The organism is Nocardioides sp. TRM66260-LWL (assembly GCF_020075545.1).
Classification (GTDB): Bacteria; Actinomycetota; Actinomycetes; order Propionibacteriales; family Nocardioidaceae; genus Nocardioides.
Genome location: NZ_JAIQZK010000002.1, coordinates 452,623 through 475,917 on the forward strand (window position 1 = coordinate 452,623; position 23,295 = coordinate 475,917).

Sequence of the window (23,295 nt, forward strand, 5' to 3'; positions counted from 1 at the left end):
GAACGGTGAGGAGACCGCGGCTGGTCTGCCGCAGGCCACCGTCAGCGTCCGAGTGCGGGGGTCTCGACAAGCTCGACCACCGGCGAGGGTGCGGGGGTCTCGACAAGCTCGACCACCGGCGAGGGTGCGGGGGTCTCGACAAGCTCGACCACCGACCTGCGCTCGACCACCGCGGGCGGTCGACCAGCGTCATCACCGAGGCCCTCAGCGTCCCCGCTGCACCAGCCTCCGCAGCGGCGGCACGACAGCGTGCCGGGGGGAGGTGGGAGCGCTCCAGACACCGTGGCCGGCGACGTCCCAGCCGGCGAGCAGCGCGTCGGCGGCGAGGGTGCCGGTGGTGGCGGCGCGCTCCATCAGGGCGACGGGCAGGTGGCAGCGGATGCCGTCGCCGGCGAGCACGACGCGCGGATCGGGGGTGACGACGCCGGGGCGGGTCGCCCACGGGTCGGTGCCGGCGAGCGGGCAGTCCCGCCGCACCAGCCACTCCTCGTGCAGCACTCGGGCGTCGACGAGCTCGGGGTGCAGGTGGAGGGTCTCGCGCCACAGCCGATCGCGCAGGACCGCGTCGGGGGTGCCGTCGGGCACCGCGTAGGCGTGCAGCTCGATCACCGAGCCGCCGGTGCGCCGCGCCCAGTCGGCCGCGCCGTCCTCGAGCTGCTCGAAGAACGACACGTTGTCGAGCGGGCCGTAGCCGCTCGTGCCGAGGAACGGGGCGGCGGTGCTCGAGGGCCGACGGTCGAGCCAGCGGCGCCACACCGCGAACGACGGCGCCACGGTCAGCCCGCCGAGCCGCTCGCGCCACGCGGCGTCGCCCAGCCACGGCGCCTCGCCGACGAGCCGCTGCAGCGGCGCGCGATCGGTGGCGAGGACGACGGCGTCGGCCTCGAGCGGGCCCTCGGCGGAGTCGACGACCACGCCGGCCCCGTGCTCGTGCAGGGCCAGCGCCGGCGTGCCGGTGCGCAGGTCGACGCCGAGGCCGCGCAGGTACGCGGCGAGCGGCTGCCACAGGGCGGTGTCGAAGTCGTCGACCGGCACGTCGAAGAGCAGTCCCTCGGCCGAGCCGAGGAAGTAGGTGTGGAACATCGCCACCAGCTCGCCGCCGGAGAAGTCGCGCGGGTCGGCGAAGAAGCTGCGGGCGAAGACCTCGAGCGCGAGGTGACGCGCCTGGTCGGGGAAGCCGAGCCGATCGAGGACGTCCGCGGCGGAGACGCCGTCGTGATCGACGAACGTGCGCGGGAACTCCACGTCGAGCAGTGCGAGCGCCCGCTCGACGTCGACGGCCGGCAGGTCGCGCCAGCGGAACGAGGGCGAGCGGGCCACGAAGCCGAGGATGCTCCAGGGCGGCGTGCGCGGGATGCGCGTGAAGGAGTCGACCGGGCCGCCCTTGAGCCGCAGCGGGTAGTCGTCGACCGAGCGCAGCCGGGCGAGGTCGGGATCGGTGCGCCGCAGCAGCGAGCGCAGGTTGTAGTACTGGCGGAAGAAGGCGTGGAAGCCGCGGCTCATCGCCTGCGTCTCCCCCGCCACCTGCACCGGCCAGGACGCGACCCGTCCCCCGAGCTGGTCGGTCGACTCCAGCACCGTCACGGCGACGCCGCGCTCGGCCAGCGACGTGGCCGCCGCGAGCCCGGCGATGCCGCCGCCCACCACGACCACCCGGTGACGACGCCTGTCGTCGCGTCGGGACGCGGCCGCGGACGGGTGCCACTCGGCCAGCCGGTCGCGACCGGGACGCCAGCCGCCCGTCGACGCAGCCGTCATCGGCGGGCCCGCCAGGTGTGCACCTGGCCGCGCTGCCAGCCCGAGGCAGATCGGCTCTCGACGTCGACGAACCCGGCCTTCACCATCCGGTCGGCGAGTCGCTGCACGCCGTCGAAGTCGAGCACGCTGCGCCACAGGTACCGGTAGATCGGGCTGCGCGGCGCGGTGACGAGCCCCAGCGGGATCACGACGCCCCAGCACACCGCGTGCCACGACAGCCGCGCGAGCAGGCTGTCGCGGACGCTGTAGTCGTGCACGACGAGCACGCCGCCGGGACGCAGCACGTCGTGCACCTGCGCGAGCAGCCGGTCGCGGGCCGCGACGTTGCGCAGCAGGTAGGCCGCGAAGACGCCGTCGGCCTCGGCGAGATCGTCGCGGCCGAGGGTCTCGGCGTCGGCCTGGCGGAACGTGACGCCGGCCGGCCAGCGCTTGCGCCGGGCCTGGATGAGCATGCCGGCCGAGCCGTCGACACCGACCACGTCGGCGTCGCGGCCGCCGGCCCGGAGGGCGTGGACGAGGGCGGCGGTCGAGGCGCCCGAGCCACAGCCGAGGTCGAAGACCACCGGACGGCGGCCGGCGGTCTCGGGCAGCGCCTCGACGAGCGCCGCGGCGGACGCGCGGAGCTGCTCGTGGTAGCCGGGGCTGAGCCGCACCATGAGGTCGTAGGTGCGCGCCACGTCGTCGAAGGCGGCCGGGACGACCTCGCCGCGGACGGTGGGCCTGGCCGGCGTGCCGGAGGCACCGGTGGTGACGGTCATGCGGACTCTCTCCTGCCGTTGCGCACCCACAGCGCCATCGCGAGGGTGACCATGCCGAAGCCGAACGCGAAGTCCTCGAGGGGGATGTCCCAGGGGGCGCGGACCCCCGTCATGTCGGACTCCGCGTACAGCACGATCGGGTCGGAGAGCTTGGTCAGCCATCCGTCCACGGGGATCTGGAAGCCGAGCACGATCGCCATCGCCAGCCAGTAGCGCAGCGAGGTGAACAGCCCGGTGCGCCACCACAGCAGCTCGGCCGCGACGACGAGGGCCACCGACAGCAGGGCGGTGGCGGTGTAGACGCCCATCAGCGCGCCCCCACCCGCGCGGACCTGTCGTCGGCGGTCGCCGGCGCCTCGGGCACGCCGCGGGGCAGCTCGCGCAGCACCCGGCCCAGCGGCTCGCCGGCGCGCAGCCGGCCGAGCGCGTGCAGGACCGAGCCCACCGCCTCGAGGGTCAGCAGCCCGCAGATCGGGATGACGACGAAGAAGACGATCTCCTCGAGCGGGATGCGCAGGGGCAGCAGCACGCCGGTGGTGTAGCGCTCGCTGTACGACCACGAGCCGCGGGCGATCATCGCGGCGTCCCAGAGGCCGTAGACCACCACGAGCGGGAGCACCGTGCGCAGCAGGCGTCGCGGTCGCCGCCAGACCCGGGCCCCGAGCACGAGCTCGAGGGGCAGGGTGATGGCCAGGCAGCCGGCCATCAGCCAGAGGTACTGGCCGTGCTCCACGCGTCTTCCTCCTGGGGGACGAGGGCGGGTCCGACGAGCGTAGGCAGGCCGGATGCCGTCGGGCTCACCCCTGCGGCTCGACCCCCGCCGGCCCCGCATCCCCGAACGGCGCGGGCGGCGCGGCGCCCACGAGCAGGGCGGCGGAGTCGAGCATCGGCCCGGCGAGTCGCGCGGCGCCGAGGTCGAGCACGTGCAGCCCGGTGGCGACCCGCTCCAGCAGCGCCCAGTCGGCGACCCTCGCGGGGTCGAGGTCGAGGCGCGCGGCGACCCGTGCGACCCGCGCGGCCTGCAGCGCGGCCGCGTCCGCGCCGGCGGCCAGCAGCGCCTCGCTGCCCCCGCGCAGCAGCACGCCGGCGTCCGACGCCGGCTCCGCCACCACGCCGTCCGGGTCGACGAAGACCCAGCCGCGACCGTCGAGGGCCCGCAGGAGGTTGCTCGGGTGCGGGTCGCCGTGCGCCCACACCACCGCGGGCGGGTGCTCGAGCCGCGCGGCTGCCGCGAGCGCCGCGTCGCGCACCGGTGCCGGCAGGACGCCGCCGAGCCGTTGGTCGAGCTCCCGCACCCGGCCGGCGCGCTCGGTCGCCCGCGAGCCGACCGGCCCGTGCGGCTCCGGCGTCGGCGCCGGGCGCCAGGCGAGGGGCAGGACGTCGACGAGCAGGCGGAGCCGGTCGGTCGGGTCGCCGGGCGTCCGCTCGAGCGCCTCGCCCGCCTCCTCGAGCACCAGGGATCCGGTCGGCGCGTCGCGGCCGAGCAGCCGCACGTAGCCCCGGCCGTCGGCGGCCTCGAGCAGCGCAGCCTCCGCGGTCAGGTCGACGTCCGGCAGCGGGATCTTCAGCACGCACGCGCCCCGCGCTCCCCGGGCGACGACCAGGTGGGCGGTGCTGCCGCCCGGCAGACCGCGCTCCACGGTGACGCCGAGGCGGTGCTCGAGCCCGGCCAGCGTCCGCGGCAGCGCGACGCGCCATGCCTCGCCCCGCTCCCCCAGGCGCGAGAGAGTCAGCCGGACGAGCGGCTGGAGCCGCAGGACGCTCACGCGTGCTCCGTCGGCGGCTCGTCGACGTCGACGCCCGAGGCGAGGTCGCCGCACTCGACCGCGACGACCTCGGCGGCGGCCAGCACGTCGCGGGCGCCGCGATCGCCCACCGCCCCGGCGTGCACCGCGGGCCAGTGAGCCCGGCCCAGGAGCACCGGGTGCCCGGGCCGGCCGCCGTACGCGGCGCGGGCCAGCCCGTGCGGGCCGACCGCGCACGACCGCACGCGGGCCACCACTCGCGCGTCGACGTCGGGGGTGTCGACGAGCGTCACCAGCACGGCGTCGGCGTCGGCCGGCAGCGCCGCGAGGCCCGCACGCAGCGACGCCCCCATGCCCTCGGCCCACCCCTCGGCGACCACGACGCGGACGCCGTCCGGCACCCGGGCACGGGCCTCGTCCGCGGCCGCACCCAGCACCACGACCACCGGGGCGCAGCCGCCGTCGCGGAGCGCCTCGACGGCGCGCGGCAGCCAGTCGTCGACCAGCGCCTTGGGCCGCCCGTAGCGACGCCCCGCCCCGGCCGCGAGCAGCAGACCCGCCACCTGAGGGGACGCGCCGGACCCGGGCTCGCTCACGAGTACGGGAACGCCTCGGCGTAGAGGCGCTGCAGCCCGGCGTCGTCGGCCGGCCCGCTGAAGCCGCACACCATCAGCCGACCGTCCTCGGTGCCGGCGACCAGGTAGGAGCGGCCGACCTCGAGGTCGAGGGCGCCCTCGATGCGCGGCGCCGAGGCTCGACCCGCGAGGTAGGTGACGGCGAGGGCGGCGCCCGGGTCGCCCTTCAGCACGCGGTCGACCCGCAGCGTGGCGCGGCCGTCGTCCGCCTCGGCGACGGTGCCCTCGACGGCCAGCGCCGCCCGCGCCAGCATCGCCGCGCTCGGCACGGCACACCGCGCGATGCCGGGCGTGGCCGCGGTGAGGGTGACGCTCGGCGACGGCAGCGCGCTCGGCGTCCCCGAGGCGGACGCGGACGGGTCGGTCGCGGCGACCGGGCCGGTCGGGTCGCCGCCTCGGGTCAGCGCGTAGCCGCCCCCGATGCCGGCGGCGAGCACGACCGCGGCCGCCCCCAGGAGCAGCGGCGTGCGCCGTCGGGGCGGGGCCGCCGCGGCGTCACGACGGGTGGGATCGGGTGCTGCGGCCATGGCGTCCTCCACGAGTCGGGCCGTCCGTGCGGGATCGGCCGGGGGCAGGGAGGCGGCGGGATCGAGTCGCGCGAGCGCGTCGCGCAGGGACGCCGGATCGTGCGGGCCGGGCCGATCGGTCATGACCGCCTCCTCTCACCCTGCTCGTGTCCGGCCGGACCCCGATCCTGTCGGGCGGCGCCGGCCGGATCCGCCAGGGTCCGCCCGAGCGCGTCCTGCGCCCGGCGCAGCCGGAGGCTGACGGCGTTGGCCGACGTGCCGAGCACGACCGCGATCTCGCGCCGCTCGAGCCGCTCCCAGGCCCACAGGCGCAGCAGCTCGGCCTGCTCGACGGGCAGCGCGGCCAGCGCCGCGGCGAGCCGGCCGTCCGGGTCGGCGTCGACCGGCCCGAGGGGCGGCGGCTCGGCGGCGAGCCGCGCGTCCAGCCGCTGCCGGCGGGCCTCGGCGCGGCGCGCGTTGGCCAGCAGGTTCCGCGCGACGCCGTACGCCCACGGCAGCGGCTCGGACGGCACCTCGTCGAGGCGCCGCCAGCAGACCACCAGGGTCTCGGCCAGCAGGTCGTCGACGAGGTCCGCGGACGCGCGGCGGGCCAGGTAGCGGCGCAGCGGGTCGACGACCTGGCCCGCGAGCGCCTCGAAGCGCTCCTCCCGAGGTCCGACCACAGGCCCAGCATGCCCCAGGGCGCGACCCCGGGAACGGCGCTCGGCCCCGACGCGTGCGCGTCGGGGCCGAGCGGGTGGTGCAGGTGGTGCTGCCGGAGCGGGCCGGCGGGCGGGACTCAGAAGTCCATGCCGCCCATGCCGCCGTCGCCACCGGGGGCCGCGGCGGCCTTCTCCGGCTTGTCGGCGACGACCGCCTCGGTGGTGAGGAACAGCGCCGCGATGGAGGCGGCGTTCTGCAGCGCGCTGCGGGTGACCTTGGCGGGGTCGATGATGCCGGCCGCGAGCAGGTCGACGTACTCGCCGGTGGCGGCGTTGAGGCCGTGACCCGACGGGAGCGAGCGCACCTTCTCCGCCACGACGCCGCCCTCGAGGCCGGCGTTGATCGCGATCTGCTTGAGCGGGGCCTCGATGGCGACCTTCACGATGTTCGCGCCGGTGGCCTCGTCGCCGGTGAGCTCGAGCTTGTCGAACGCGGTGGCGCCGGCCTGGACGAGCGCCACGCCGCCGCCGGCGACGATGCCCTCCTCGACGGCCGCCTTGGCGTTGCGGACGGCGTCCTCGATGCGGTGCTTGCGCTCCTTGAGCTCGACCTCGGTGGCCGCGCCGACCTTGATGACGGCCACGCCGCCGGCCAGCTTGGCGAGGCGCTCCTGCAGCTTCTCGCGGTCGTAGTCGGAGTCCGACTTCTCGATCTCGGCGCGGATCTGGTTGACCCGGCCCTCGATCTGGGCTTGGTCGCCCGCGCCCTCGACGATGGTGGTCTCGTCCTTGGTGATGACGACCTTGCGGGCCTGGCCGAGCAGCTCGAGGCCGGTGGTCTCGAGCTTGAGGCCGACCTCCTCGGAGATGACCTGGCCGCCGGTCAGGATCGCGATGTCCTGCAGCATGGCCTTGCGGCGGTCGCCGAAGCCCGGGGCCTTGACGGCGACGGACTTGAAGGTGCCGCGGATCTTGTTGACGACCAGGGTCGAGAGCGCCTCGCCGTCGGTGTCCTCGGCGAGGATCAGCAGGGGCTTGCCCGACTGCATGACCTTCTCGAGGATCGGGAGGAGGTCCTTGACGTTCGAGATCTTCTGGTTCGCGATGAGGATGTAGGGGTCCTCGAGGACCGCCTCCATGCGCTCGGGGTCGGTGACGAAGTAGGCCGAGATGTAGCCCTTGTCGAACCGCATGCCCTCGGTGAGCTCGAGGTCGAGGCCGAAGGTGTTCGACTCCTCGACCGTGATCACGCCCTCCTTGCCGACCTTGTCCATCGCCTCGGCGATGATCTCGCCGACGGTGGTGTCGGCGGCGGAGATCGAGGCGGTGGAGGCGATCTGCTCCTTGGTCTCGACGTCCTTGGCCTGGTTGAGCAGGTTCTCCGAGACGGCGGCCACGGCGGCCTCGATGCCCCGCTTGAGGCCCATCGGGTTGGCGCCGGCGGCGACGTTGCGCAGGCCCTCCCGGACCAGCGCCTGCGCGAGCACGGTGGCGGTGGTGGTGCCGTCGCCCGCGACGTCGTCGGTCTTCTTCGCGACCTCCTTGACGAGCTCGGCGCCGATCTTCTCGTAGGGGTCCTCGAGCTCGATCTCCTTGGCGATGCTCACACCATCGTTGGTGATGGTGGGCGCGCCCCACTTCTTCTCGAGGACGACGTTGCGGCCCTTGGGGCCGAGGGTGACCTTGACGGCGTCGGCGAGCGTGTTCATGCCACGCTCCAGGCCGCGCCGGGCCTCCTCGTTGAAAGCAATCAGCTTCGGCATGGCTCCTGCGGTTCCTCACGCTTGGAGTTCTAGGACCGGCTCGACGGGCTGCCCGCGACGGACGGCTCCCCGCGACCCGGCGAACCCTGTCTCGCCGACGCGGAGGGCCTCAGCTGGCGCCGCTCCGGAGTGGCACTCTCAGGAGGAGAGTGCCAGCGTCATGTTTAGCACTCGCCCCTGCCGAGTGCAAGCAGCCGGGATCGCGTCCGGGCGGTGCGCTCAGCGACCGGCGAGCGCCCGCACGACCAGGTCGGCGAAGGCGTCGGCGTTGCCGGGCAGCACGTCGAGGTAGAGGCCCGGCTCGATCAGCTCGAGCTCGGAGACGCACCACCGCTCGTCCCACCACAGGAGGTCGACGCGGGCGTAGTCGAGGCGTCGCTCGAGCAGCGCCTCCGCGGCGCGGACGGCCTCCAGCGCGCGGTCGGCCCGGACGGGGTCCAGAGCGGCCACCTGCGAGCGTCCGCCGTGCGTCTCGTGCACACGGACCTCGCCGTGCCCGGGGTGCTTGTCGACCTGGCTGACCGCCACGCCGTCGAGGACGAACACCGACGACTCCCCGCGGGTGCGCACGCTCTCGACGAGCGGCTGCACGACCCACGGGCCGCCGACCATCCCGGCGAGCCGGTCGTCGTCCCAGCGGTCGACGACGCAGACCCCGACGCCGCCCGCGCCCGTGGCCGGCTTGACCACCGCGGTGGCGTGCTCGGCGACGGCCCGGCGCAGGCCCTCGACGAGGCCGGCCTCGTCGAGGCGACGGGTCGGCACCGTGGGCACGGATCCGGCCAGCTCGACGAGGTAGGACTTGTCGGCGTTCCACGCGAACGTCTCCGCGCCGTTGAGCAGCGGCGCGGGGAGCCCCCGCACCCACGACCAGAACTCCTCGAGCCGACGGTGGTAGTCCCAGGTGGAGCGCACCGCGACGAGGTCGGCCCCGGCCCAGTCGACCGCGTCGTCGTCCCATACGGCCCAGCGCGCGGCGACGCCCCGCGCGGCGAGCGCGTCGACCAGCAGGTGGCCGTCGGGCTCCCCGGCGGGGCGCAGCGCGAGCGTGGCGAGCAGGACCTGCGGCGCCCTCACGCCGTCGCGGACGTGTCGTCGAACGCGGAGTCGACGCCCTCGCGGCCCAGCACCGAGTGCTTGCGGCCGTAGAGGACGTAGACGGCGAGGCCGATCGCCAGCCAGACGAGGAAGCGCAGCCAGGTCTCGACCGCCAGGAACGACATCAGCCCGACGCAGGACGCGCCGGCGAGGATCGGGACGAGCGGCACCAGCGGGGTGCGGAACGGCCGCTCCATGTCGGGCTTGGTGTGGCGCAGCACCGCCACGGCGATCGCCACGACGAGGAACGCGAAGAGCGTGCCGATGCTGACCATCTCGGCCAGGGTCGCGAGCGGGATGAACGCGGCGAACAGGGCGATCACGATCGAGATGCCGACGGTGAACCGGAACGGCGTCTTGTACCGCGGGTGGATGGCGCCGATGCTCGGCGGCAGCAGTCCGTCGCGGCACAGTGCGAAGCCGATGCGGCTCAGCGCGACGATCTCGACGAGGATCACCGAGGAGAGGCCGGCGACCGCCGCCAGGCCGATCAGGAAGCCGGCCCAGTCGAGGCCGACCTGGTGGAAGGCGTCCGAGATCGGCGCGCCCTCCGAGAGCTTCGAGTAGTCGACCATGCCGGTGAGCACGAAGCAGACCGCGAGGTAGAGCAGCGTGCACAGCCCGAGCGTGCCGATCAGGCCGCGCGGCATGTCGCGGGCCGGGTTCTCGGACTCCTCGCCGAGGTTCGCCACGGCCTCGAAGCCGGAGTAGGCGAAGAAGACGACGGCCGCGGCGATCATCACGCCGCCGATGCCGAAGGCGGTCGGCTGCACGCCGGAGACCCACTGCCACAGCGGCTCCTTGAGCCCGCTGGTCGTCTGCCCGCCCTCGGGCGTGCGGCTCTCGGGGACGAACGGCACGAGGTTGGCCGCCTTGACGAAGAAGGCGCCGGCGACGATCACGAAGATGCACACGGCGACCTTGACGACGACCAGCGCGTTGGTGACCCACGCCGACTCGCGCACGCCGACCGCGGCGATGGCGCCCAGCACGGCCACGATCAGCACCGCGCCGACGTTGACCGTGGAGTCCTCGCCGAAGACCGACGTCGGCAGGTTCAGGGCGTCCTGCAGGTAGCCCGACCAGCCGCGCGCGACCACGGCGGAGCCGAGCGCGAACTCGAGGATGAGGTCCCAGGCGATGATCCAGGCGAAGACCTCGCCGATGGTCGTGTACGCGTAGGTGTAGGAGCTGCCGGCCGTCGGGACGGCCGCGGCGAGCTCGGCGTAGCAGAGGGCGGCGAGCATGCTGACGACGCCGGCGATCGCGAACGAGACGACGATCGCGGGGCCGGCGTTCTCCTTCGCCTGCACGCCGGTGAGCGTGAAGATGCCGGTGCCGATCACGATGCCCACGCCGAAGCCGATGAGGTCGCGCACCTTGAGCCGCTTGCTCAGGGACGCGCCGTGGCCCTCGCCGTCGGCGTCGTTCTGGTGCAGGACGGTCTCGACGTCCTTGGTGCGCAGGAAGCTGCCGGTGTCGGGGCTCGCGCTGGAGTCGCCGGAGGGATCAGGTGTCTGGGAGGACATAGCGCTCGACCCTAGGCGGGGCTCTCAGGCGATCCCCCACCCGGAGGGGTTGACCGGACTGCCGACCCGGGTTTGGCCCGCGGCGGCACGGGGCAGCACGGGTCGGGGCGCCGTCCGGCGCCCGTCCACTCCATCTCGGGAGCATCATGAACCGCCTCACCCGCGTCACGCTCGCCGTGGGCGCGACGCTCGTCGCCCCACTGCTGGCCACCCCCACGACCGCCCACGCGGAGGTGCCGCCCAGCGTCTCCTACGACCTGATCCTGCACTCGAAGGTCAAGGACCTCACCGACTACAAGCACCGGCTCGGCATCTGCAAGGCGGAGTCGAACGGCATCCAGTGCACCATCTCCAAGGGACGCACTGCGACGCGCAGCATCGGCGTCGGGCTCAACGTCAGCAAGGGCTTCGTGGCCGGGGAGCTGAACATCAGCAAGTCCACCGACGTCACCGTCAGCGTCGGCTGCGACACCGTCACCCTCAGGAAGGGCCAGGCCCTGGTGGCCTACCCCGTCGGCTCGCGCCACAAGTACAAGATCCGCAAGACCACCCGGTGGGCCGGCGGCGGCATCGCCCGCGAGTACAGCAGGTGGCACTACACGTTCAACCCGTACCGCACCTCGATCGCCTGCAAGATCATCAACTTCTGAGCCTGGGCTCGGTCTCCGAACGCCCTGGCCCTACGCCTCGGGCCCCTCGGGCGCCTCGGGCGCCTCGACCGCCGGCCGGTGGTGCCCGAACGGCATCTCCTGCCGGTGGCCGAGCGCCGCGAGCACGGACGGCAGCATCGCCTCGGCCGTGCGGCGGTAGCCCAGGGCGCTGGGGTGGAACCGGTCGAGGCTGAACATCTCGTCGGGATTGGTCACGAAGAACGGCCCGACGACGTCGGCCAGCGACACCACGTAGGCGCCGGCCTCCCGGGCCGCGGCGGCCTGGGCGGCGGCGAGCTGCCGCGACGCTCGCGAGCCGAGGCTGCGCAGCGGCTGCGGCACCGGGCGCAGGGCGCCGAGGTCGGGACAGGTGCCGACGACGACCTCGGTGCCGTCGGCCCGCAGCCGCTCGATCGCGGCCACCAGGAACGCCACCGAGTCGGCCACCGGCACCCGGTGCGTCACGTCGTTGCCGCCGACGACGATGACGGCGACGTCGGCGCGGTACAGGCGCGGCAGCCCGTCGAGCTGGAGCGGCAGCGCCGAGCTCTCCGAGCCCACGACCGCGGCGACCCGCAGGTCGACGGCGCGGTGCAGCGTCCGGGCGACGCCCTTGGCCAGGCGGGCGCCGAGGGTGTCCTTGCGCCGCTCGGCGCCGAGCCCCGCGGCGATCGAGTCACCGAGCACGAGCAGCGCGACCGGGTCGCCGTAGGAGCGCTTCCAGATGCGGTCGGCCGCCGGCGCCTGCTCCCCCAGCGGCTTGCCGATCACGCGGCGCGCCGCCGCCGCCTGACGGCGCAGCAGCTCGCGGGCGCCCACGACGACGCTGGCCCCGAGGAACCCGGTGCCGGCGACGGCGAGGACGGCGAGGGTGCGCTGGCCACGTCGACTCACACCGTGGTTGAACCAGGGCGCGGCGAACGGTCGGTGACTGCCCGGGGCCGCCCCCGCGACCTCAGGACGACAGGCCGGTGGCGGCGAAGGCGTCGTAGGACGGCGGGATGGTGGCGGCGGGGCCGACCCGGTCGGCGACGGCGTCGAGGGTCTTCAGGCCCATGCCGGTGTTGATCACGACGGTCTCGGCCTCGACGTCGAGCTGGCCGGTCTCGACCAGCTTGCGCAGGCAGGCCACCGTGGTGCCGCCGGCGGTCTCGGTGAAGATGCCCTCGGTGCGGGCGAGCAGCAGGATGCCGTCGCGCACCTCGTCGTCGGTGACGTCCTCGACGGCGCCGCCGGTCTCGCGGCAGATGTCGAGCACGTAGATGCCGTCGGCCGGGTTGCCGATCGCGAGGCTCTTGGCGATCGTGTCGGGCTTGACCGGGCGGATCGCGTCGACGCCGGCCTTGTACGCCGTCGACACCGGCGAGCAGCCGGTGGCCTGCGCCCCGAAGATGCGGTACGGCTTCTCCTCGACCAGGCCGAGCTTGATCAGCTCCTGGAACGCCTTGTGCACCTTGGTGAGCTGGGAGCCGGACGCGACCGGGATGACGACCTGGTCGGGCAGCCGCCAGCCGAGCTGCTCGGCGATCTCGTAGCCCAGGGTCTTGGAGCCCTCGGCGTAGAAGGGGCGCACGTTGACGTTGACGAACGCCCAGCCCTCCTCCTCCGCGGCGATCTCCTGGGCGAGCTTGTTGACGTCGTCGTAGGTGCCGTCGACCGCGACGAGCGACTCGGTGTAGACCGCCGAGTTGACCTGCTTGGGCTTCTCCAGGTTGCTCGGGATGAAGACGACGGTCTTCATGCCCGCCCGGGCCCCGGCCGCGGCGACGGCGTTGGCGAGGTTGCCCGTCGAGGGGCAGGCGAAGACGGTGGCGTGCAGCTCGCGGGCGGCGCTGAGCGCACAGGCCACGACGCGGTCCTTGAAGGAGTTCGTCGGGTTGGTGCTGTCGTCCTTGACCCACACCGACGCCAGCCCCAGCTCACGGGCGAGGTTGTCGGCCTTGAGCAGGCGGGTGAAGCCGGGCTCGGTGTTGGGGCTCTGCTCGATGTCGGCGGGCACCGGCAGGAGCGCCTTGTACCGCCAGATGTTGGGGGGGCCGGCCTCGATCTCCTCGCGGGTGAGGGCCGGGAAGTCGTAGGCGACCTCGAGGGGCCCGAAGCACTCCGGACACGCGTACGACGGGCCGAGCTCGACCTCGGTGCCGCACTCGCGACAGGCCAGCGAGCGGGCGTGCCCGAACGCGCCCTCCCGGACCTCGTTCGTCGCGGTGCTCGCGGGACGCTCGGTGACGGATGCGCTCATGAGTTCCACCTCCTCATCTTCCCCGGGTCCGCGTGTCTCGCGTCCGGGCCGGACTTGGCACCACTTCCGCGACCGGCCCCTGCGGGGTCGGGTGGTTCGCGGCGGTTGCCGGGACGTCGTCGGGCCGTTCCCTCAGTCCCTCTCGATGAGCGCTGACCACTGTACGGAGGCGTCTCGCATCGTGCACACGGGTCTTGGCATGCGGACTCGCGGCGGGCGCCGACCAGTTTCATCGGTCAACCGACGAAACTGGCGCCTGCACGGTGAAGCTTCATCGTCCCAGTGACAGTTTCATCGGTCAGCCGATGAAGCTGGCGCGCCTCAGCGACGCGTCAGGCGGTCCATCTCGCGGGCGTCGCGCGCGAAGCGGGTGAGCAGGTCGAGGACGCCGTCGGGGCCGGGGACGACGACGTCGACCCGGTCCTCCAGGGTGCGGTTCTCGGCGGAGGAGGAGAGCACCCGCAGCGTCGGCAGGCCGCGGGAGCCGAGGTCGCGCAGGGCCGCGAAGGCCTCGAGGTCGCCGAGGTCGTCGCCGGCGAAGAGCAGGCCCTCGGCAGCGAGGTCGTCGGCCAGGCGTCGCACCACCAGGCCCTTGTGCATCTGGGCCGAGCGGATCTCGACGACCTGCTTGCCGGGCTCGACGCCGAGGCCGTGGCGCTGCGCGAGGGCCGTCAACGGCTCGCGCAGCCGGGCGAGCGCGCGGTCGGGGTCGGCCATCCGGCGGGTGTGGATCGCGACCGCCAGCCCCTTCTCCTCCACGAACGCGTCGGTGGCGTCGAGGTCGCGCAGCAGTCGCGGGAGCTCCCGCTCGAAGCTGGCCAGGCCGGCGGGCGGGCGGGGGCTGACGATCCGCCGGGCGCTGGAGCCCCAGCGCTCGTGGCCGTACTGGCCGAAGACGTGCAACTCGCAGCCGGCGTCGCCGACCGCCGTGCCGACCGCCTCCAGGCCGCCGAGCGCCAGCACCTGACGCGCCGGACGACCCGTGACGACGGCGATCGCCCGCACCTGGCCGGCCAGCTCGACCAGGACGTCGCGGGCGTCCGGGTGGATGTGGGCCTGCTCGGGGTCGTCGACGATCGGGGCGAGCGTGCCGTCGAAGTCGAGGCCCACGACGGTGCCGGCGGCGGCACGGGTGAGCGCGCGGTAGCGCTCCTCGGCCTCGGGCTGGACGTACCGGGGGGTCATGCCGTCAGCCTCGCAGAGGCGCGCGGCCCCGCGCCCTCACCGGAGGGAGGGGTCGGGCTCAGCGCTGCGGCAGGGCGGCGGTGAGGATCAGCGTCAGCCGGTCCATGCGCATGGGGTCGACGGCCGGCATGACGCGGCGCACGCCGAGGTCCTTCGCCAGCAGCCGGGCCGCCCGTTCGAGCCGGGCCGGGTAGTAGACGGTCGTGGCCGGGATGGTGCCGTACCAGTTGTCGGCCCCCACGGCCTTCCAGCCGGCGTCGGAGACCTTCGTCGCGGCGCCCGCGGCGAGCCCGCGGATCGCGGAGTTGTTGAAGACCTCGACGTTGACCTGCGAGCGCTCGACGGCCGGCTTGGGCCGGGGCTTGCGGGTCGGGGTGGCGGACGGCCGCGGCGAGGCGCTCGGGGATCCCGAGGTGGCGGGAGCCGACGGCGCGACGCGGGCCGCCGGGGTGATGTCGCGCTCGGCGGGGCCCTCTCCGCGGGTGGCGACGAAGGCGACGGCCGCCATGGCGACCGCGACGATGCTCAGGATGACCAGCGGCGAGGGCATCACGCCGCGCTGCTCGCGCGCCACGGCTCAGACCTCGAAGCCGAGACGACGCGCGGAGCGCTGCCGCTGGCGGGCCGCGCGCAGGCGGCGCAGGCGGCGGACGAGGAGGGGGTCCTCGGCGAGCGCCTCCGGCTTGTCGATGAGGGCGTTGAGCACCTGGTAGTACCGCGTCGAGCTCATGTCGAACTGCTCGCGCACGGCGCTCTCCTTGGCGCCCGCGTACTTCCACCACTGACGCTCGAACTCGAGGATCTCGCGGTCCCGCTCGCTCAGCGGGGAGGCGGCCTCCTGGCCTGCGGCGCGCGCGGCGTCCATGACTGCTCCCTCTCGGCGTGATCGGCTGATCGACGTCTGGGATCCTAGGCGAGGAATCACAGCCATGTCATTCGGCGCGCCCGGTGTCGGACGCCTAGGTTCGAGCCGTGACCGTCTCGCCCGCCTCCACCGCCGACAGCCCCGCCGACGCCGCCGACGCCGCCCCCGAGGCGACGCCGATCCGCTGGGGGGTGCTGGCCACCGGCCGGATCGCCCGCTCCGTGGCCCGCGACCTCGCCCTGGTGCCGGGCAGCGTCCTCACCGCCGTCGGGTCGCGGCGCGCGGAGCCGGCGGCGGAGTTCGCGGCCTGGTACGCGGAGGAGACCGGGGCCGCGGCACCCCGCGCCCACGGCTCCTACGAGGCGCTGGTCGCCGACCCGGAGGTCGACGTCGTCTACCTCGCCTCCCCGCACTCCCACCACCTCGCGCACGCCCGGCTGGCGTTCGAGGCCGGCAAGCACGTGCTGTGCGAGAAGCCCGTGACGCTCACCCGCGCCGACGCCGAGGAGATGGTGGCGCTCGCCCGACGTCACGACCGCTTCCTGATGGAGGCGATGTGGACCGCCTGCCACCCCGTCGTCCGGGCGGTGCTCGACCGGCTCGCCACCGGCGAGGTCGGGACGCCGAGGATGCTCCGCGCCGAGCTCGGCTTCGTCGTCGGCCCCGACCACCCCGCGCGGCTGCTGGACCCAGCGCTGGGCGCCTCGGCCCTGCTCGACATGGGCATCTACCCGCTCACCCTGGCGCACCTGGTGCTCGGCGCCCCGACCGAGCTGCGCGCCACGGCCGCGCTCGGCGAGGGCGGCATCGACCTCGACGTGGCGATCGCCGGCCGCTACCCCGGCGACGCGCTCGCCTCGCTCAGCGCCTCGATGACGTCGTGGTCCGATCGCTCCGCGATGATCGCCACCGACCGCGGCCGGATCGTCCTGCACGGCCAGTTCCACCACCCGACGCACGCCACCTTCCACCCCGGCGGACCGTCGTCGCCGGAGCCGCCGGTGACGATCGAGCCCGCCGAGCCGGTGATCGGCGTCGGATACGGCCACGAGATCGCCGAGGTGGCGCGCTGCCTGCGCGCCGGGCTGCGGGAGTCGCCGTGGGTGCCGCACGCGCAGACCCTGGCGATCATGGGCCAGCTGGACGACGTCCGCGCCCAGATCGGCGTCGAGCACCCGGCCTGAGCCGGGCCGCCCGGATCCACGCGGACCCCGCACGGACCCCATCCGACGGCGGCCACCCACCCGGAGGACCCCGGGCGCGAGCGCGTCTCGCCTAGGGTGGCGCCGTGCCCCACGACCTGGTCATCGTCGCCAACCGACTCCCGGTCGACCGCGTCGAGCAGCCCGACGGCACCACCGGCTGGCGCACCTCGCCCGGCGGCCTGGTGACGGCCATCGAGCCGGTCATGCGCGCCGGGGACGGCGTGTGGATCGGCTGGCCCGGCGGCGTCGACGTCGCGCTCGAGCCGTTCACCCACGACGGCATGGACCTCGTGCCGCTGACCATGAGCGCCGAGGACGTCGAGGGCTTCTACGAGGGCTTCTCCAACGGCACCCTCTGGCCGATCTACCACGACCTCGTCGCCAAGCCCGAGTTCCACCGGGAGTGGTGGGACTCCTACGTGGCGGTCAACCAGCGGTTCGCCGAGGCGGCCGCCGAGCACGCCAACCCGGGCGCGACCGTCTGGGTGCACGACTACCAGCTGCAGCTCGTGCCGCGGCTGCTGCGCACGCTGCGCCCCGACCTGCGCATCGGCTTCTACCTGCACATCCCCTTCCCGCCCGGCGAGCTGTTCCAGCAGCTGCCGTGGCGTCGGGAGATCCTCGAGGGCCTTCTCGGCGCCGACCTCGTGGGCTTCCAGCTGGCCGGCGGCGCCGCCAACTTCATCCGTCTGGTGCGTCAGCGGGTGGGGCACAAGACCCACCGCGACCTCGTCTACCTGCCCGACGGACGCACCGTCCGGGCGGCGCCGTTCCCGATCTCGATCGACGCCGCGGGCTTCGAGGAGCTCGCCCGCTCCCCCGCCGTCACCGCGCGTGCGGCCGAGATCCGCGAGGCGCTCGGCAGCCCGCGGCGGGTGTTCCTCGGCGTCGACCGGCTCGACTACACCAAGGGCATCCACGCCCGGCTGCGCGCCTTCTCCGAGCTCGTCGCCGAGGGCCGCTTCGACGTGGAGGACGCCGTCTTCGTGCAGGTCGCGGTGCCGAGCCGCGAGCAGGTGGAGCAGTACCGCCTGCTGCGCGACGAGATCGACCGGCTGGTCGGCCGGATCAACGGCGACCACGGCCGGATCGGGCGTCCGGCCATCTCCTACCTGCACTCCTCCTACCCGCGCGAGGAGATGGCGGCGCTGTACCGGGCGGCCGACATCATGGTGGTCACGCCCTACCGCGACGGGATGAACCTGGTGGCCAAGGAGTACGTCGCCACGCGGTTCGAGGACGACGGCGCGCTGGTGCTCTCGGAGTTCGCCGGCGCCGCCGAGGAGCTGCGTCAGGCGTGGCTGGTGAACCCCTACGACATCAACGGCATGAAGGCCGCGCTGCTCGAGGCCTACGCCGCCGACGAGCGCTCGCTGACCCGCCGGATGCGGGCGATGCGGCGCACCGTCACGCAGCACGACGTCAAGGCCTGGGCGGCGTCGTTCATGACCGAGCTCTCCGACGTGCACACCCACGAGAAGGCGGTGCGGCCGGCGCGCCGCTCCTGACGCCGACGTGACCCGGACGTGCCCCGGACGTGACGCAGATCCGTCCTGACGGGTGTGGCGCGACGGGGTAGTTTTCCTCCGTGGATCTGCTCCCCAAGCCCGACCAGGTCGTGGCCGCCGCCGGCAACGTCGCCCACAAGGTGCTGTACGGCAAGCTCGCCGACCTGCGTCCGATGCCGCGCACGCTGATCGACGAGGGCACGCTGCGCGAGATCTACCACTACCGGCCCACGGCCGGCGCGCGGCAGAGCGGCGACCCCGTCCTGATGGTCACCCCGCTCGCCGCGCCGTCGTCCTGCTACGACCTGCGCCGCGGCTGCTCGCTGGTCGAGCACTTCGTCACCGGCGGCCGGCCGACCTATCTCGTCGAGTACGGCGAGGTGTCGTTCAAGGACCGCAACCTGGGCATGGAGCACTGGATCGAGGAGGTCGTCCCGACCACGATCCGCACCGTCTCCGAGCACGCCGGCGGCCGTCCGGTGCACGTCATCGGCTGGAGCCTCGGCGGCATCTTCACGCTCCTGGCCGCCGCGGCCGACGCCGACCTCCCGATCGCGTCGCTGACGATCGTCGGCTCGCCCTTCGACGTCTCCCTGGTGCCGCTGGTCGCGCCGCTGCGACCGCTGCTCAACTTCTTCAACGGCCGCGGCCCGATCAGCCAGGGCTACCAGCTGATCGGCGGGGCGCCGAAGCCGCTGGTCAAGTGGGCCTTCCAGCTCTCCTCGGTGCAGAAGCTCGTCACCAAGCCGCTCGCCCTGGCCACCCACCTCGACGACGCCGACTTCCTCGCCCAGATCGAGGCGGTCGACCACTTCACCGCCAACATGATCGCCTACCCGGGCCGCACCTTCGGGCAGCTCTACCACCGCATGCTCAAGGCGAACGCGCTGGTGGGCGGCACGTTCGAGCTCGACGACCGGACGATCTCGCTGGCCGACATCACGGTGCCGACGCTGGTCTTCGCGGGCTCCACCGACGGCATCGCGCCGGTGGCGGCCGTCAAGGCGATGGTGCCGCTGCTGACGAACGCCGAGGAGGTGCGCTTCGAGATCGTGCCGGGCGGACACCTCGGCATGCTCACCGGCCGGGCCGCCCGGGGCACGACCTGGCAGGTCATGGACGAGTGGATCGACGCGCACCTCAGCGACCGCGACGCCGGCAGCGTCGAGCCGGACGGCGGCGCGTCCGCGGAGCCCGCCATCGGCGCCAACCCGCAGCGTCGCTACTCCTCGAAGGGCTCGCGCGCCCTCTCGCGCTGACGGCCGGGCGCCTCCGGGCTCAGGCCGGGACGACCTCGTCGCCGCCCAGCGTGGGGTCGACGAGGATCTTGGCATGCGTCTCGGGATCGCCGAGCGCGGCGAACGCGGCGTCGACGCCCGCCAGGCCGACGCCGCCCGTGATGAGCAGGCGGGGGTCGACGCGGCCGTCGGCGATCAGCCTGAGCGTCTCGGCGAACTCGCCGGGGTCGTAGCCGAAGGCGAAGCGCAGGTCGAGCTCCTTGTTGATCGCCATCGCCGGCTGGAAGGAGTCGGCCTCCATGCACACGCCGACGACCACCACGCGTGAGCGGGCGGGTGCGCTCATCACGATCTGGTCGATGATGCCGGGCACGCCGACGCACTCGAAGACCACCGGGCCGCCGGGCGTCGCGCCGAGCCGGTTGGCCACCTTGAAGACCTCCCACCACGGCAGGAGCGGCACGCGCCGCAGGCGGTCGGTGGTGGAGAGCCCGAGGGTGAGCAGGTCGGGCAGCGCGATGCTGCCGCGGGTGGCGGCCGGCTGCTCCCAGGGCGACTCGACACCGGGGTCGACGACGACGTCGGCGCCGCACGCCAGCGCCAGCTCGCGGCGTCGCGGGGAGAGGTCGCTGGCCACGACGGTGCGGCGTCCCGACGCCTTGAGCATCGCGATGACGGCCAGGCCGATCGGCCCGCAGCCGATGACGACGGCGGTGTCGGTGCGCCCGACGCCCCCGCGGCGCACCGCGTGCAGCGCCACGGCCATCGGCTCGGTGAGCGCGGCGACGTCGAGCGGCACGTCGTCGGGCACCGGCAGGGCGAAGGCCTCCTGCACCAGCACCCGCTCGGCGTAGCCGCCCGGTGCCGGCGCGGCGAGGCCGGTGAGCTGAGGGGCGCCGTCGACCTGCAGGATCGGCAGGGCGACGAGCGGCTGCCCCTCCTTCCACGTCCGGCGGGTGCGGGGGCCGTAGCCGAGCACGCGGCCGGAGAACTCGTGCCCGAGGACGACGTGCTGCTCGCTGCGCAGGAAGTCGTCGTAGCCGACGGCGCGGGCGAGCTCGGCGGTCGCGTCGCCGTGGTGGCGGGCGTGCAGGTCGGAGCCGCAGATGCCGCAGTGCGCGACCTCCACCAGCACCTGGCCCGGCCCGGGGACGGGGTCGGGCACCTCCTCGACGCGGAGCTGGCCTCGGTGCAGGACGGTCGCCTTCATGGGCGCACCCTAGCCAGGCGGCGGCCGCCGTCACCGGACCGTCACGAGCCCGTGACGTCGCGTGGCGTGACCCGCCGCCCCGGCGGGCGTTGAGCGGTCATCACCTCCACCCCCGAGGAGCCCCGCATGACCATGACGACGCCCCCGTCCGCCGCGCTCTCGCGGCGCACCCTGCTCGGCGGCCTCGCCGGACTGACCACCGGCGGCCTCGCCCTCGGCACCGGCGCACTGGCCGCGCCGGGCCACGCGGCCGGACTGCAGGGCCGGCTGCCCCGGCAGGTCGACGTGGTCGTCGTCGGCGCCGGCATCGCCGGGCTCGTCACCGCCCGCGACCTGGTGCGCGCGGGCCGGTCCGTGCTCGTCGTCGAGGCCCGCGACCGGGTCGGCGGGCGGGTGCTCAACCACCACCTCGGCGGTCGCCGCGACGCCGCCCACACGATCGAGGCCGGCGGCGCGTTCATCGGGCCCACGCAGGACCGGATCGCCGCCCTGGCCGCCGAGCTCGGCGTCCACACCTTCCGCGAGCACGCCACCGGGCAGAGCGTCTACCTGTCCTCGACGCTCGGCCGCTCCACCTACGACGGCACCGTGCCGCCCGACCCGACGATCCTCGCCGACGCCGCGCTGCTGCTGCAGCGACTGGACTCGATGGCCGCCGAGATCGACGTCGCCGCCCCCTGGTCGCACCCGCAGGCCGAGGCGTGGGACGCGATGTCGCTGGGCGAGTTCATCCGCCGCAACGCGGTCAACGCCGCCGGCATCGGCAGCCTGATCGAGTGCTGGACCCAGCCGGGCTTCGGCGCCGACCCCGACGAGATGTCGCTGCTCTTCGTGCTCTGGTACATCGCCGCCTCGGGCAACGAGCAGAACGTCGGCACCTTCTCGCGCAACTCCGACACCGTGAACGGCGCGCAGGAGCGCCGCTTCGTCGGCGGCTCCCAGCTCGTGCCCCTGCGCCTGGCCCAGCGACTCGGCGACGTCGTGGCCCTGGACGCCGCGGTCAGCCGGATCGAGCAGCGGGACGGCACCGCCGTCGTCCACACGGCCCGGGGCGCGGTGCGGGCGCGGCGCGTGGTCGTCGCGGCGCCGCCGCCGCTGGTGCTGGGCATCGAGTGGTTCCCCCGGCTGCCGGCGCGTCGCACCCAGCTGCTGCGGCACCTCGACATGGGCCAGCTGATGAAGTGCGACGCCGTCTACCGCACCCCGTTCTGGCGTGAGGCCGGGCTGAGCGGCTTCGGCATCAGCGACGCCGGCGCCACCCGCGCGGTCTTCGACAACACCCCGCCCGGCGCCGGCGCGCCCGGCGTCCTGCTGGCCTTCGTCGGCGGCGCCACCTGGCGGCAGTACGGGACGCTGGGCAAGGCCGCGCGTCGCCGCGCGGTGCTCGAGGGATTCGCGGCCATGTTCGGCGACGAGGCGCTGAGGCCGATCGACTACACCGAGCACGACTGGACCCGCGAGCGGTGGAGCGGCGGCGGCCCGACCGCGATCCACGCGCCGGGCACGATGGTGCCCTTCGGCTCCACGATCCGGCAGCCGTTCGGTCGCGTGCACTGGGCGGGCACCGAGACCGCCACCTACTGGAGCGGCTACATGGACGGCGCCGTCCGCTCCGGCGAGCGGGCCGCGCTCGAGGTGCTGGGCCGCCGATGAGGCGCGGCGTCGCCCTGGTGCCGGCTCTCGTGCTCGCTCTCGTCGGCACGGCCGCGCTCGGCGCGCCGGTCCCGGCCGTGGGCGCGGACCGCACCGCCGCGGAGCGACCGCGGTGGGACACGCGCGTCTTCGCCCGGATGCCCGGCGGGCACCCCGCGTACGTGCACGTGGCCCGCTCGGGCCGGGTGTACGCGGGCACCTACACGGTGCCGGACTCGACGGCGGCCTCCCGCGTGCACGAGTGGAGTCGCGACGGGGTGGCGCTGCGCACCTGGGAGGTGCCGGCCCGCTACCAGCGCCGCGACGTCGACCACGGCGTCCAGGTGGCCGCCGAGACCCGCGACGGCGCGCTGGTCGTGCTGGAGACCTCGACCGCGTCGATCCTGACCCTCGACCCCGGCAGCGGCCGCTGGCGACGCGTGGCGCGGCTGCCGGCCGGCTCGGTGCCGAACTACGCGACCTGGGCGCCCGGCGGGCTGTACGTGAGCGACTACGCACGCGGCGTGATCTGGCGGGTGCGCCCCGACGGCGTCGTGCGGGCGTGGCTGCGCGATCCCGCGCTGGACGGCGTCGCCGGGTTCGGCACCGCGGCCCTGCGGTACCTGCCGGCGCAGCGGGCGTTCCTGGTGACCCAGCAGACCCTGGCCCCCGGCACCGCGGGCGCGACCCCGCCGACGTCCGGCGGGCTCCTCCGCGTCGCGCTGTCGCGGACGGGGGCGCCGGGCCGGCCGCGCCTGCTGTGGACGTCCGCCCCGGGCGACCTGCCCGACGGGCTCGGCGTCGCCCGCTCGGGCCACGTCTACGTGGCGATGGCCGGACCGACGAACCGGCTCGTCGAGCTCGACGCCGACGGCCGCGAGCTCGACGCCTTCCCGGCGGTGCCGGCGACCGGCGACAACGGCTCGCCGGTGCCCTTCGACACCCCGTGCAGCGCGACGTTCCTGGGCACCCGGGTGCTGGTGGCCAACCAGTCCGCGGTCGCGGGCGACGCCTCGCACATGGGCGTCCTGGACGTCGAGGTCGGCGAGCCGGGCCTGCCGCCGTCCGTGCCGGCGTCGGCTCGCTTCGACTGAGCCGCGCCCCCG

The 23,295-nt window shown here is 74.5% G+C and carries 23 protein-coding genes and 1 riboswitch; of the genes, 6 read left to right on the forward strand and 17 right to left on the reverse strand.

Annotation, left to right across the window (positions count from 1 at the left end):
- Window positions 1–204 precede the first annotated feature (204 nt).
- The 11 genes from K8Z61_RS08705 to K8Z61_RS08755 form a co-directional block, all read right to left on the reverse strand.
- Complete coding sequence (locus K8Z61_RS08705; RefSeq protein ID WP_308116763.1) at window positions 205–1,758, reverse strand: FAD-dependent oxidoreductase; 1,554 nt, start codon at window positions 1,756–1,758, stop codon at window positions 205–207.
- Window positions 1,755–2,516 carry a class I SAM-dependent methyltransferase gene (locus K8Z61_RS08710; RefSeq protein ID WP_224128499.1) on the reverse strand — a complete coding sequence of 254 codons (762 nt, stop codon included), beginning with the start codon at window positions 2,514–2,516 and terminating at the stop codon, window positions 1,755–1,757. The genes K8Z61_RS08705 and K8Z61_RS08710 overlap by 4 nt, the downstream gene beginning before the upstream one ends.
- On the reverse strand, window positions 2,513–2,824 hold the full coding sequence (locus tag K8Z61_RS08715; protein WP_224128501.1) for a lycopene cyclase domain-containing protein: 312 nt from the start codon (window positions 2,822–2,824) through the stop codon (window positions 2,513–2,515). Before K8Z61_RS08715 ends, K8Z61_RS08710 begins: the two co-directional genes overlap by 4 nt.
- On the reverse strand, window positions 2,824–3,249 hold the full coding sequence (locus tag K8Z61_RS08720; protein ID WP_224128503.1) for a lycopene cyclase domain-containing protein: 426 nt from the start codon (window positions 3,247–3,249) through the stop codon (window positions 2,824–2,826). The genes K8Z61_RS08715 and K8Z61_RS08720 overlap by 1 nt, the downstream gene beginning before the upstream one ends.
- A gap of 64 nt (window positions 3,250–3,313) precedes the next feature.
- Window positions 3,314–4,282 (reverse strand): aminoglycoside phosphotransferase family protein, encoded by a 969-nt coding sequence (locus K8Z61_RS08725; protein ID WP_224128506.1) that lies wholly within the window; start codon window positions 4,280–4,282, stop codon window positions 3,314–3,316.
- On the reverse strand, window positions 4,279–4,857 hold the full coding sequence (locus tag K8Z61_RS08730; protein WP_224128508.1) for an NTP transferase domain-containing protein: 579 nt from the start codon (window positions 4,855–4,857) through the stop codon (window positions 4,279–4,281). Before K8Z61_RS08730 ends, K8Z61_RS08725 begins: the two co-directional genes overlap by 4 nt.
- Entirely contained in the window at window positions 4,854–5,546 is a 693-nt protein-coding gene (locus tag K8Z61_RS08735; protein WP_224128509.1) for a hypothetical protein, read from the reverse strand. The genes K8Z61_RS08730 and K8Z61_RS08735 overlap by 4 nt, the downstream gene beginning before the upstream one ends.
- Window positions 5,543–6,085, reverse strand: a complete 543-nt coding sequence (locus K8Z61_RS08740; protein WP_224128511.1) for an RNA polymerase sigma factor — start codon at window positions 6,083–6,085, stop codon at window positions 5,543–5,545. The genes K8Z61_RS08735 and K8Z61_RS08740 overlap by 4 nt, the downstream gene beginning before the upstream one ends.
- A 116-nt stretch (window positions 6,086–6,201) precedes the next feature.
- Complete coding sequence (groL, locus tag K8Z61_RS08745) at window positions 6,202–7,827, reverse strand: chaperonin GroEL (protein WP_224128513.1); 1,626 nt, start codon at window positions 7,825–7,827, stop codon at window positions 6,202–6,204.
- A gap of 219 nt (window positions 7,828–8,046) precedes the next feature.
- A complete protein-coding gene (locus K8Z61_RS08750; RefSeq protein WP_224128514.1) occupies window positions 8,047–8,904 on the reverse strand; it encodes a RimK family alpha-L-glutamate ligase in 858 nt (285 codons plus the stop codon).
- A complete protein-coding gene (locus K8Z61_RS08755; protein WP_224128517.1) occupies window positions 8,901–10,454 on the reverse strand; it encodes an APC family permease in 1,554 nt (517 codons plus the stop codon). Before K8Z61_RS08755 ends, K8Z61_RS08750 begins: the two co-directional genes overlap by 4 nt.
- Window positions 10,455–10,600: 146 nt before the next feature.
- Here K8Z61_RS08755 and K8Z61_RS08760 point away from each other — a divergent pair, with 146 nt between their 5' ends.
- Window positions 10,601–11,104, forward strand: a complete 504-nt coding sequence (locus tag K8Z61_RS08760; RefSeq protein WP_224128519.1) for a hypothetical protein — start codon at window positions 10,601–10,603, stop codon at window positions 11,102–11,104.
- Window positions 11,105–11,134: 30 nt separating this feature from the next.
- Here K8Z61_RS08760 and K8Z61_RS08765 read toward each other — a convergent pair whose 3' ends face one another.
- The 5 genes from K8Z61_RS08765 to K8Z61_RS08785 all read right to left on the reverse strand — a co-directional run bounded on the left by K8Z61_RS08765 (window position 11,135) and on the right by K8Z61_RS08785 (window position 15,396).
- Window positions 11,135–11,998 (reverse strand): SGNH/GDSL hydrolase family protein, encoded by an 864-nt coding sequence (locus K8Z61_RS08765; RefSeq protein ID WP_224128521.1) that lies wholly within the window; start codon window positions 11,996–11,998, stop codon window positions 11,135–11,137.
- A 61-nt stretch (window positions 11,999–12,059) separates the two neighbouring features.
- The gene (thrC, locus tag K8Z61_RS08770) at window positions 12,060–13,346 is read right to left on the reverse strand and encodes a threonine synthase (RefSeq protein WP_224128523.1); all 1,287 of its coding nucleotides are present in this window, start codon (window positions 13,344–13,346) and stop codon (window positions 12,060–12,062) included.
- Window positions 13,347–13,356: 10 nt separating this feature from the next.
- Window positions 13,357–13,498: riboswitch (SAM riboswitch) on the reverse strand.
- A gap of 169 nt (window positions 13,499–13,667) precedes the next feature.
- On the reverse strand, window positions 13,668–14,531 hold the full coding sequence (gene otsB / locus K8Z61_RS08775; RefSeq protein WP_224128525.1) for a trehalose-phosphatase: 864 nt from the start codon (window positions 14,529–14,531) through the stop codon (window positions 13,668–13,670).
- A 58-nt stretch (window positions 14,532–14,589) separates the two neighbouring features.
- Window positions 14,590–15,105: a LytR C-terminal domain-containing protein gene (locus tag K8Z61_RS08780; RefSeq protein WP_224128527.1), complete on the reverse strand. Its 516-nt coding sequence runs from the start codon at window positions 15,103–15,105 to the stop codon at window positions 14,590–14,592.
- A gap of 3 nt (window positions 15,106–15,108) precedes the next feature.
- Window positions 15,109–15,396 (reverse strand): DUF3263 domain-containing protein, encoded by a 288-nt coding sequence (locus tag K8Z61_RS08785; RefSeq protein WP_224128556.1) that lies wholly within the window; start codon window positions 15,394–15,396, stop codon window positions 15,109–15,111.
- Window positions 15,397–15,503: 107 nt separating this feature from the next.
- Here K8Z61_RS08785 and K8Z61_RS08790 point away from each other — a divergent pair, with 107 nt between their 5' ends.
- The 3 genes from K8Z61_RS08790 (at window position 15,504) to K8Z61_RS08800 (ending at window position 19,368) form a co-directional block, all read left to right on the forward strand.
- Window positions 15,504–16,580 carry a Gfo/Idh/MocA family protein gene (locus tag K8Z61_RS08790; protein ID WP_224128558.1) on the forward strand — a complete coding sequence of 359 codons (1,077 nt, stop codon included), beginning with the start codon at window positions 15,504–15,506 and terminating at the stop codon, window positions 16,578–16,580.
- A 104-nt stretch (window positions 16,581–16,684) separates the two neighbouring features.
- Window positions 16,685–18,109 (forward strand): trehalose-6-phosphate synthase, encoded by a 1,425-nt coding sequence (locus tag K8Z61_RS08795; protein ID WP_224128561.1) that lies wholly within the window; start codon window positions 16,685–16,687, stop codon window positions 18,107–18,109.
- An 80-nt stretch (window positions 18,110–18,189) separates the two neighbouring features.
- Complete coding sequence (locus K8Z61_RS08800; RefSeq protein WP_224128563.1) at window positions 18,190–19,368, forward strand: alpha/beta fold hydrolase; 1,179 nt, start codon at window positions 18,190–18,192, stop codon at window positions 19,366–19,368.
- Between the two features lie 19 nt (window positions 19,369–19,387).
- Here K8Z61_RS08800 and K8Z61_RS08805 read toward each other — a convergent pair whose 3' ends face one another.
- A complete protein-coding gene (locus tag K8Z61_RS08805) occupies window positions 19,388–20,557 on the reverse strand; it encodes a zinc-binding dehydrogenase (protein WP_224128565.1) in 1,170 nt (389 codons plus the stop codon).
- A 126-nt stretch (window positions 20,558–20,683) separates the two neighbouring features.
- On the opposite strand from K8Z61_RS08805, the gene K8Z61_RS08810 reads away from it, so the two are divergent.
- Window positions 20,684–22,210: an FAD-dependent oxidoreductase gene (locus tag K8Z61_RS08810; RefSeq protein WP_224128567.1), complete on the forward strand. Its 1,527-nt coding sequence runs from the start codon at window positions 20,684–20,686 to the stop codon at window positions 22,208–22,210.
- A complete protein-coding gene (locus K8Z61_RS08815; protein WP_224128569.1) occupies window positions 22,207–23,283 on the forward strand; it encodes an SMP-30/gluconolactonase/LRE family protein in 1,077 nt (358 codons plus the stop codon). The genes K8Z61_RS08810 and K8Z61_RS08815 overlap by 4 nt, the downstream gene beginning before the upstream one ends.
- Window positions 23,284–23,295: the final 12 nt, after the last annotated feature.

What these genes read in the sequence shown, in the direction of transcription:
- K8Z61_RS08705 (WP_308116763.1), bottom strand. Translation starts at nt 1,758, where the DNA reads ATGACGGCTGCGTCGACGGGCGGCTGGCGTCCCGGTCGCGACCGGCTG.
- K8Z61_RS08710 (WP_224128499.1), bottom strand. Translation starts at nt 2,516, where the DNA reads ATGACCGTCACCACCGGTGCCTCCGGCACGCCGGCCAGGCCCACCGTC.
- K8Z61_RS08715 (WP_224128501.1), bottom strand. Translation starts at nt 2,824, where the DNA reads ATGGGCGTCTACACCGCCACCGCCCTGCTGTCGGTGGCCCTCGTCGTC.
- K8Z61_RS08735 (WP_224128509.1), bottom strand. Translation starts at nt 5,546, where the DNA reads ATGACCGATCGGCCCGGCCCGCACGATCCGGCGTCCCTGCGCGACGCG.
- groL (WP_224128513.1), bottom strand. Translation starts at nt 7,827, where the DNA reads ATGCCGAAGCTGATTGCTTTCAACGAGGAGGCCCGGCGCGGCCTGGAG.
- K8Z61_RS08755 (WP_224128517.1), bottom strand. Translation starts at nt 10,454, where the DNA reads ATGTCCTCCCAGACACCTGATCCCTCCGGCGACTCCAGCGCGAGCCCC.
- K8Z61_RS08760 (WP_224128519.1), top strand. Translation starts at nt 10,601, where the DNA reads ATGAACCGCCTCACCCGCGTCACGCTCGCCGTGGGCGCGACGCTCGTC.
- thrC (WP_224128523.1), bottom strand. Translation starts at nt 13,346, where the DNA reads ATGAGCGCATCCGTCACCGAGCGTCCCGCGAGCACCGCGACGAACGAG.
- otsB (WP_224128525.1), bottom strand. Translation starts at nt 14,531, where the DNA reads ATGACCCCCCGGTACGTCCAGCCCGAGGCCGAGGAGCGCTACCGCGCG.
- K8Z61_RS08785 (WP_224128556.1), bottom strand. Translation starts at nt 15,396, where the DNA reads ATGGACGCCGCGCGCGCCGCAGGCCAGGAGGCCGCCTCCCCGCTGAGC.
- K8Z61_RS08805 (WP_224128565.1), bottom strand. Translation starts at nt 20,557, where the DNA reads ATGAAGGCGACCGTCCTGCACCGAGGCCAGCTCCGCGTCGAGGAGGTG.
- K8Z61_RS08810 (WP_224128567.1), top strand. Translation starts at nt 20,684, where the DNA reads ATGACCATGACGACGCCCCCGTCCGCCGCGCTCTCGCGGCGCACCCTG.
- K8Z61_RS08815 (WP_224128569.1), top strand. Translation starts at nt 22,207, where the DNA reads ATGAGGCGCGGCGTCGCCCTGGTGCCGGCTCTCGTGCTCGCTCTCGTC.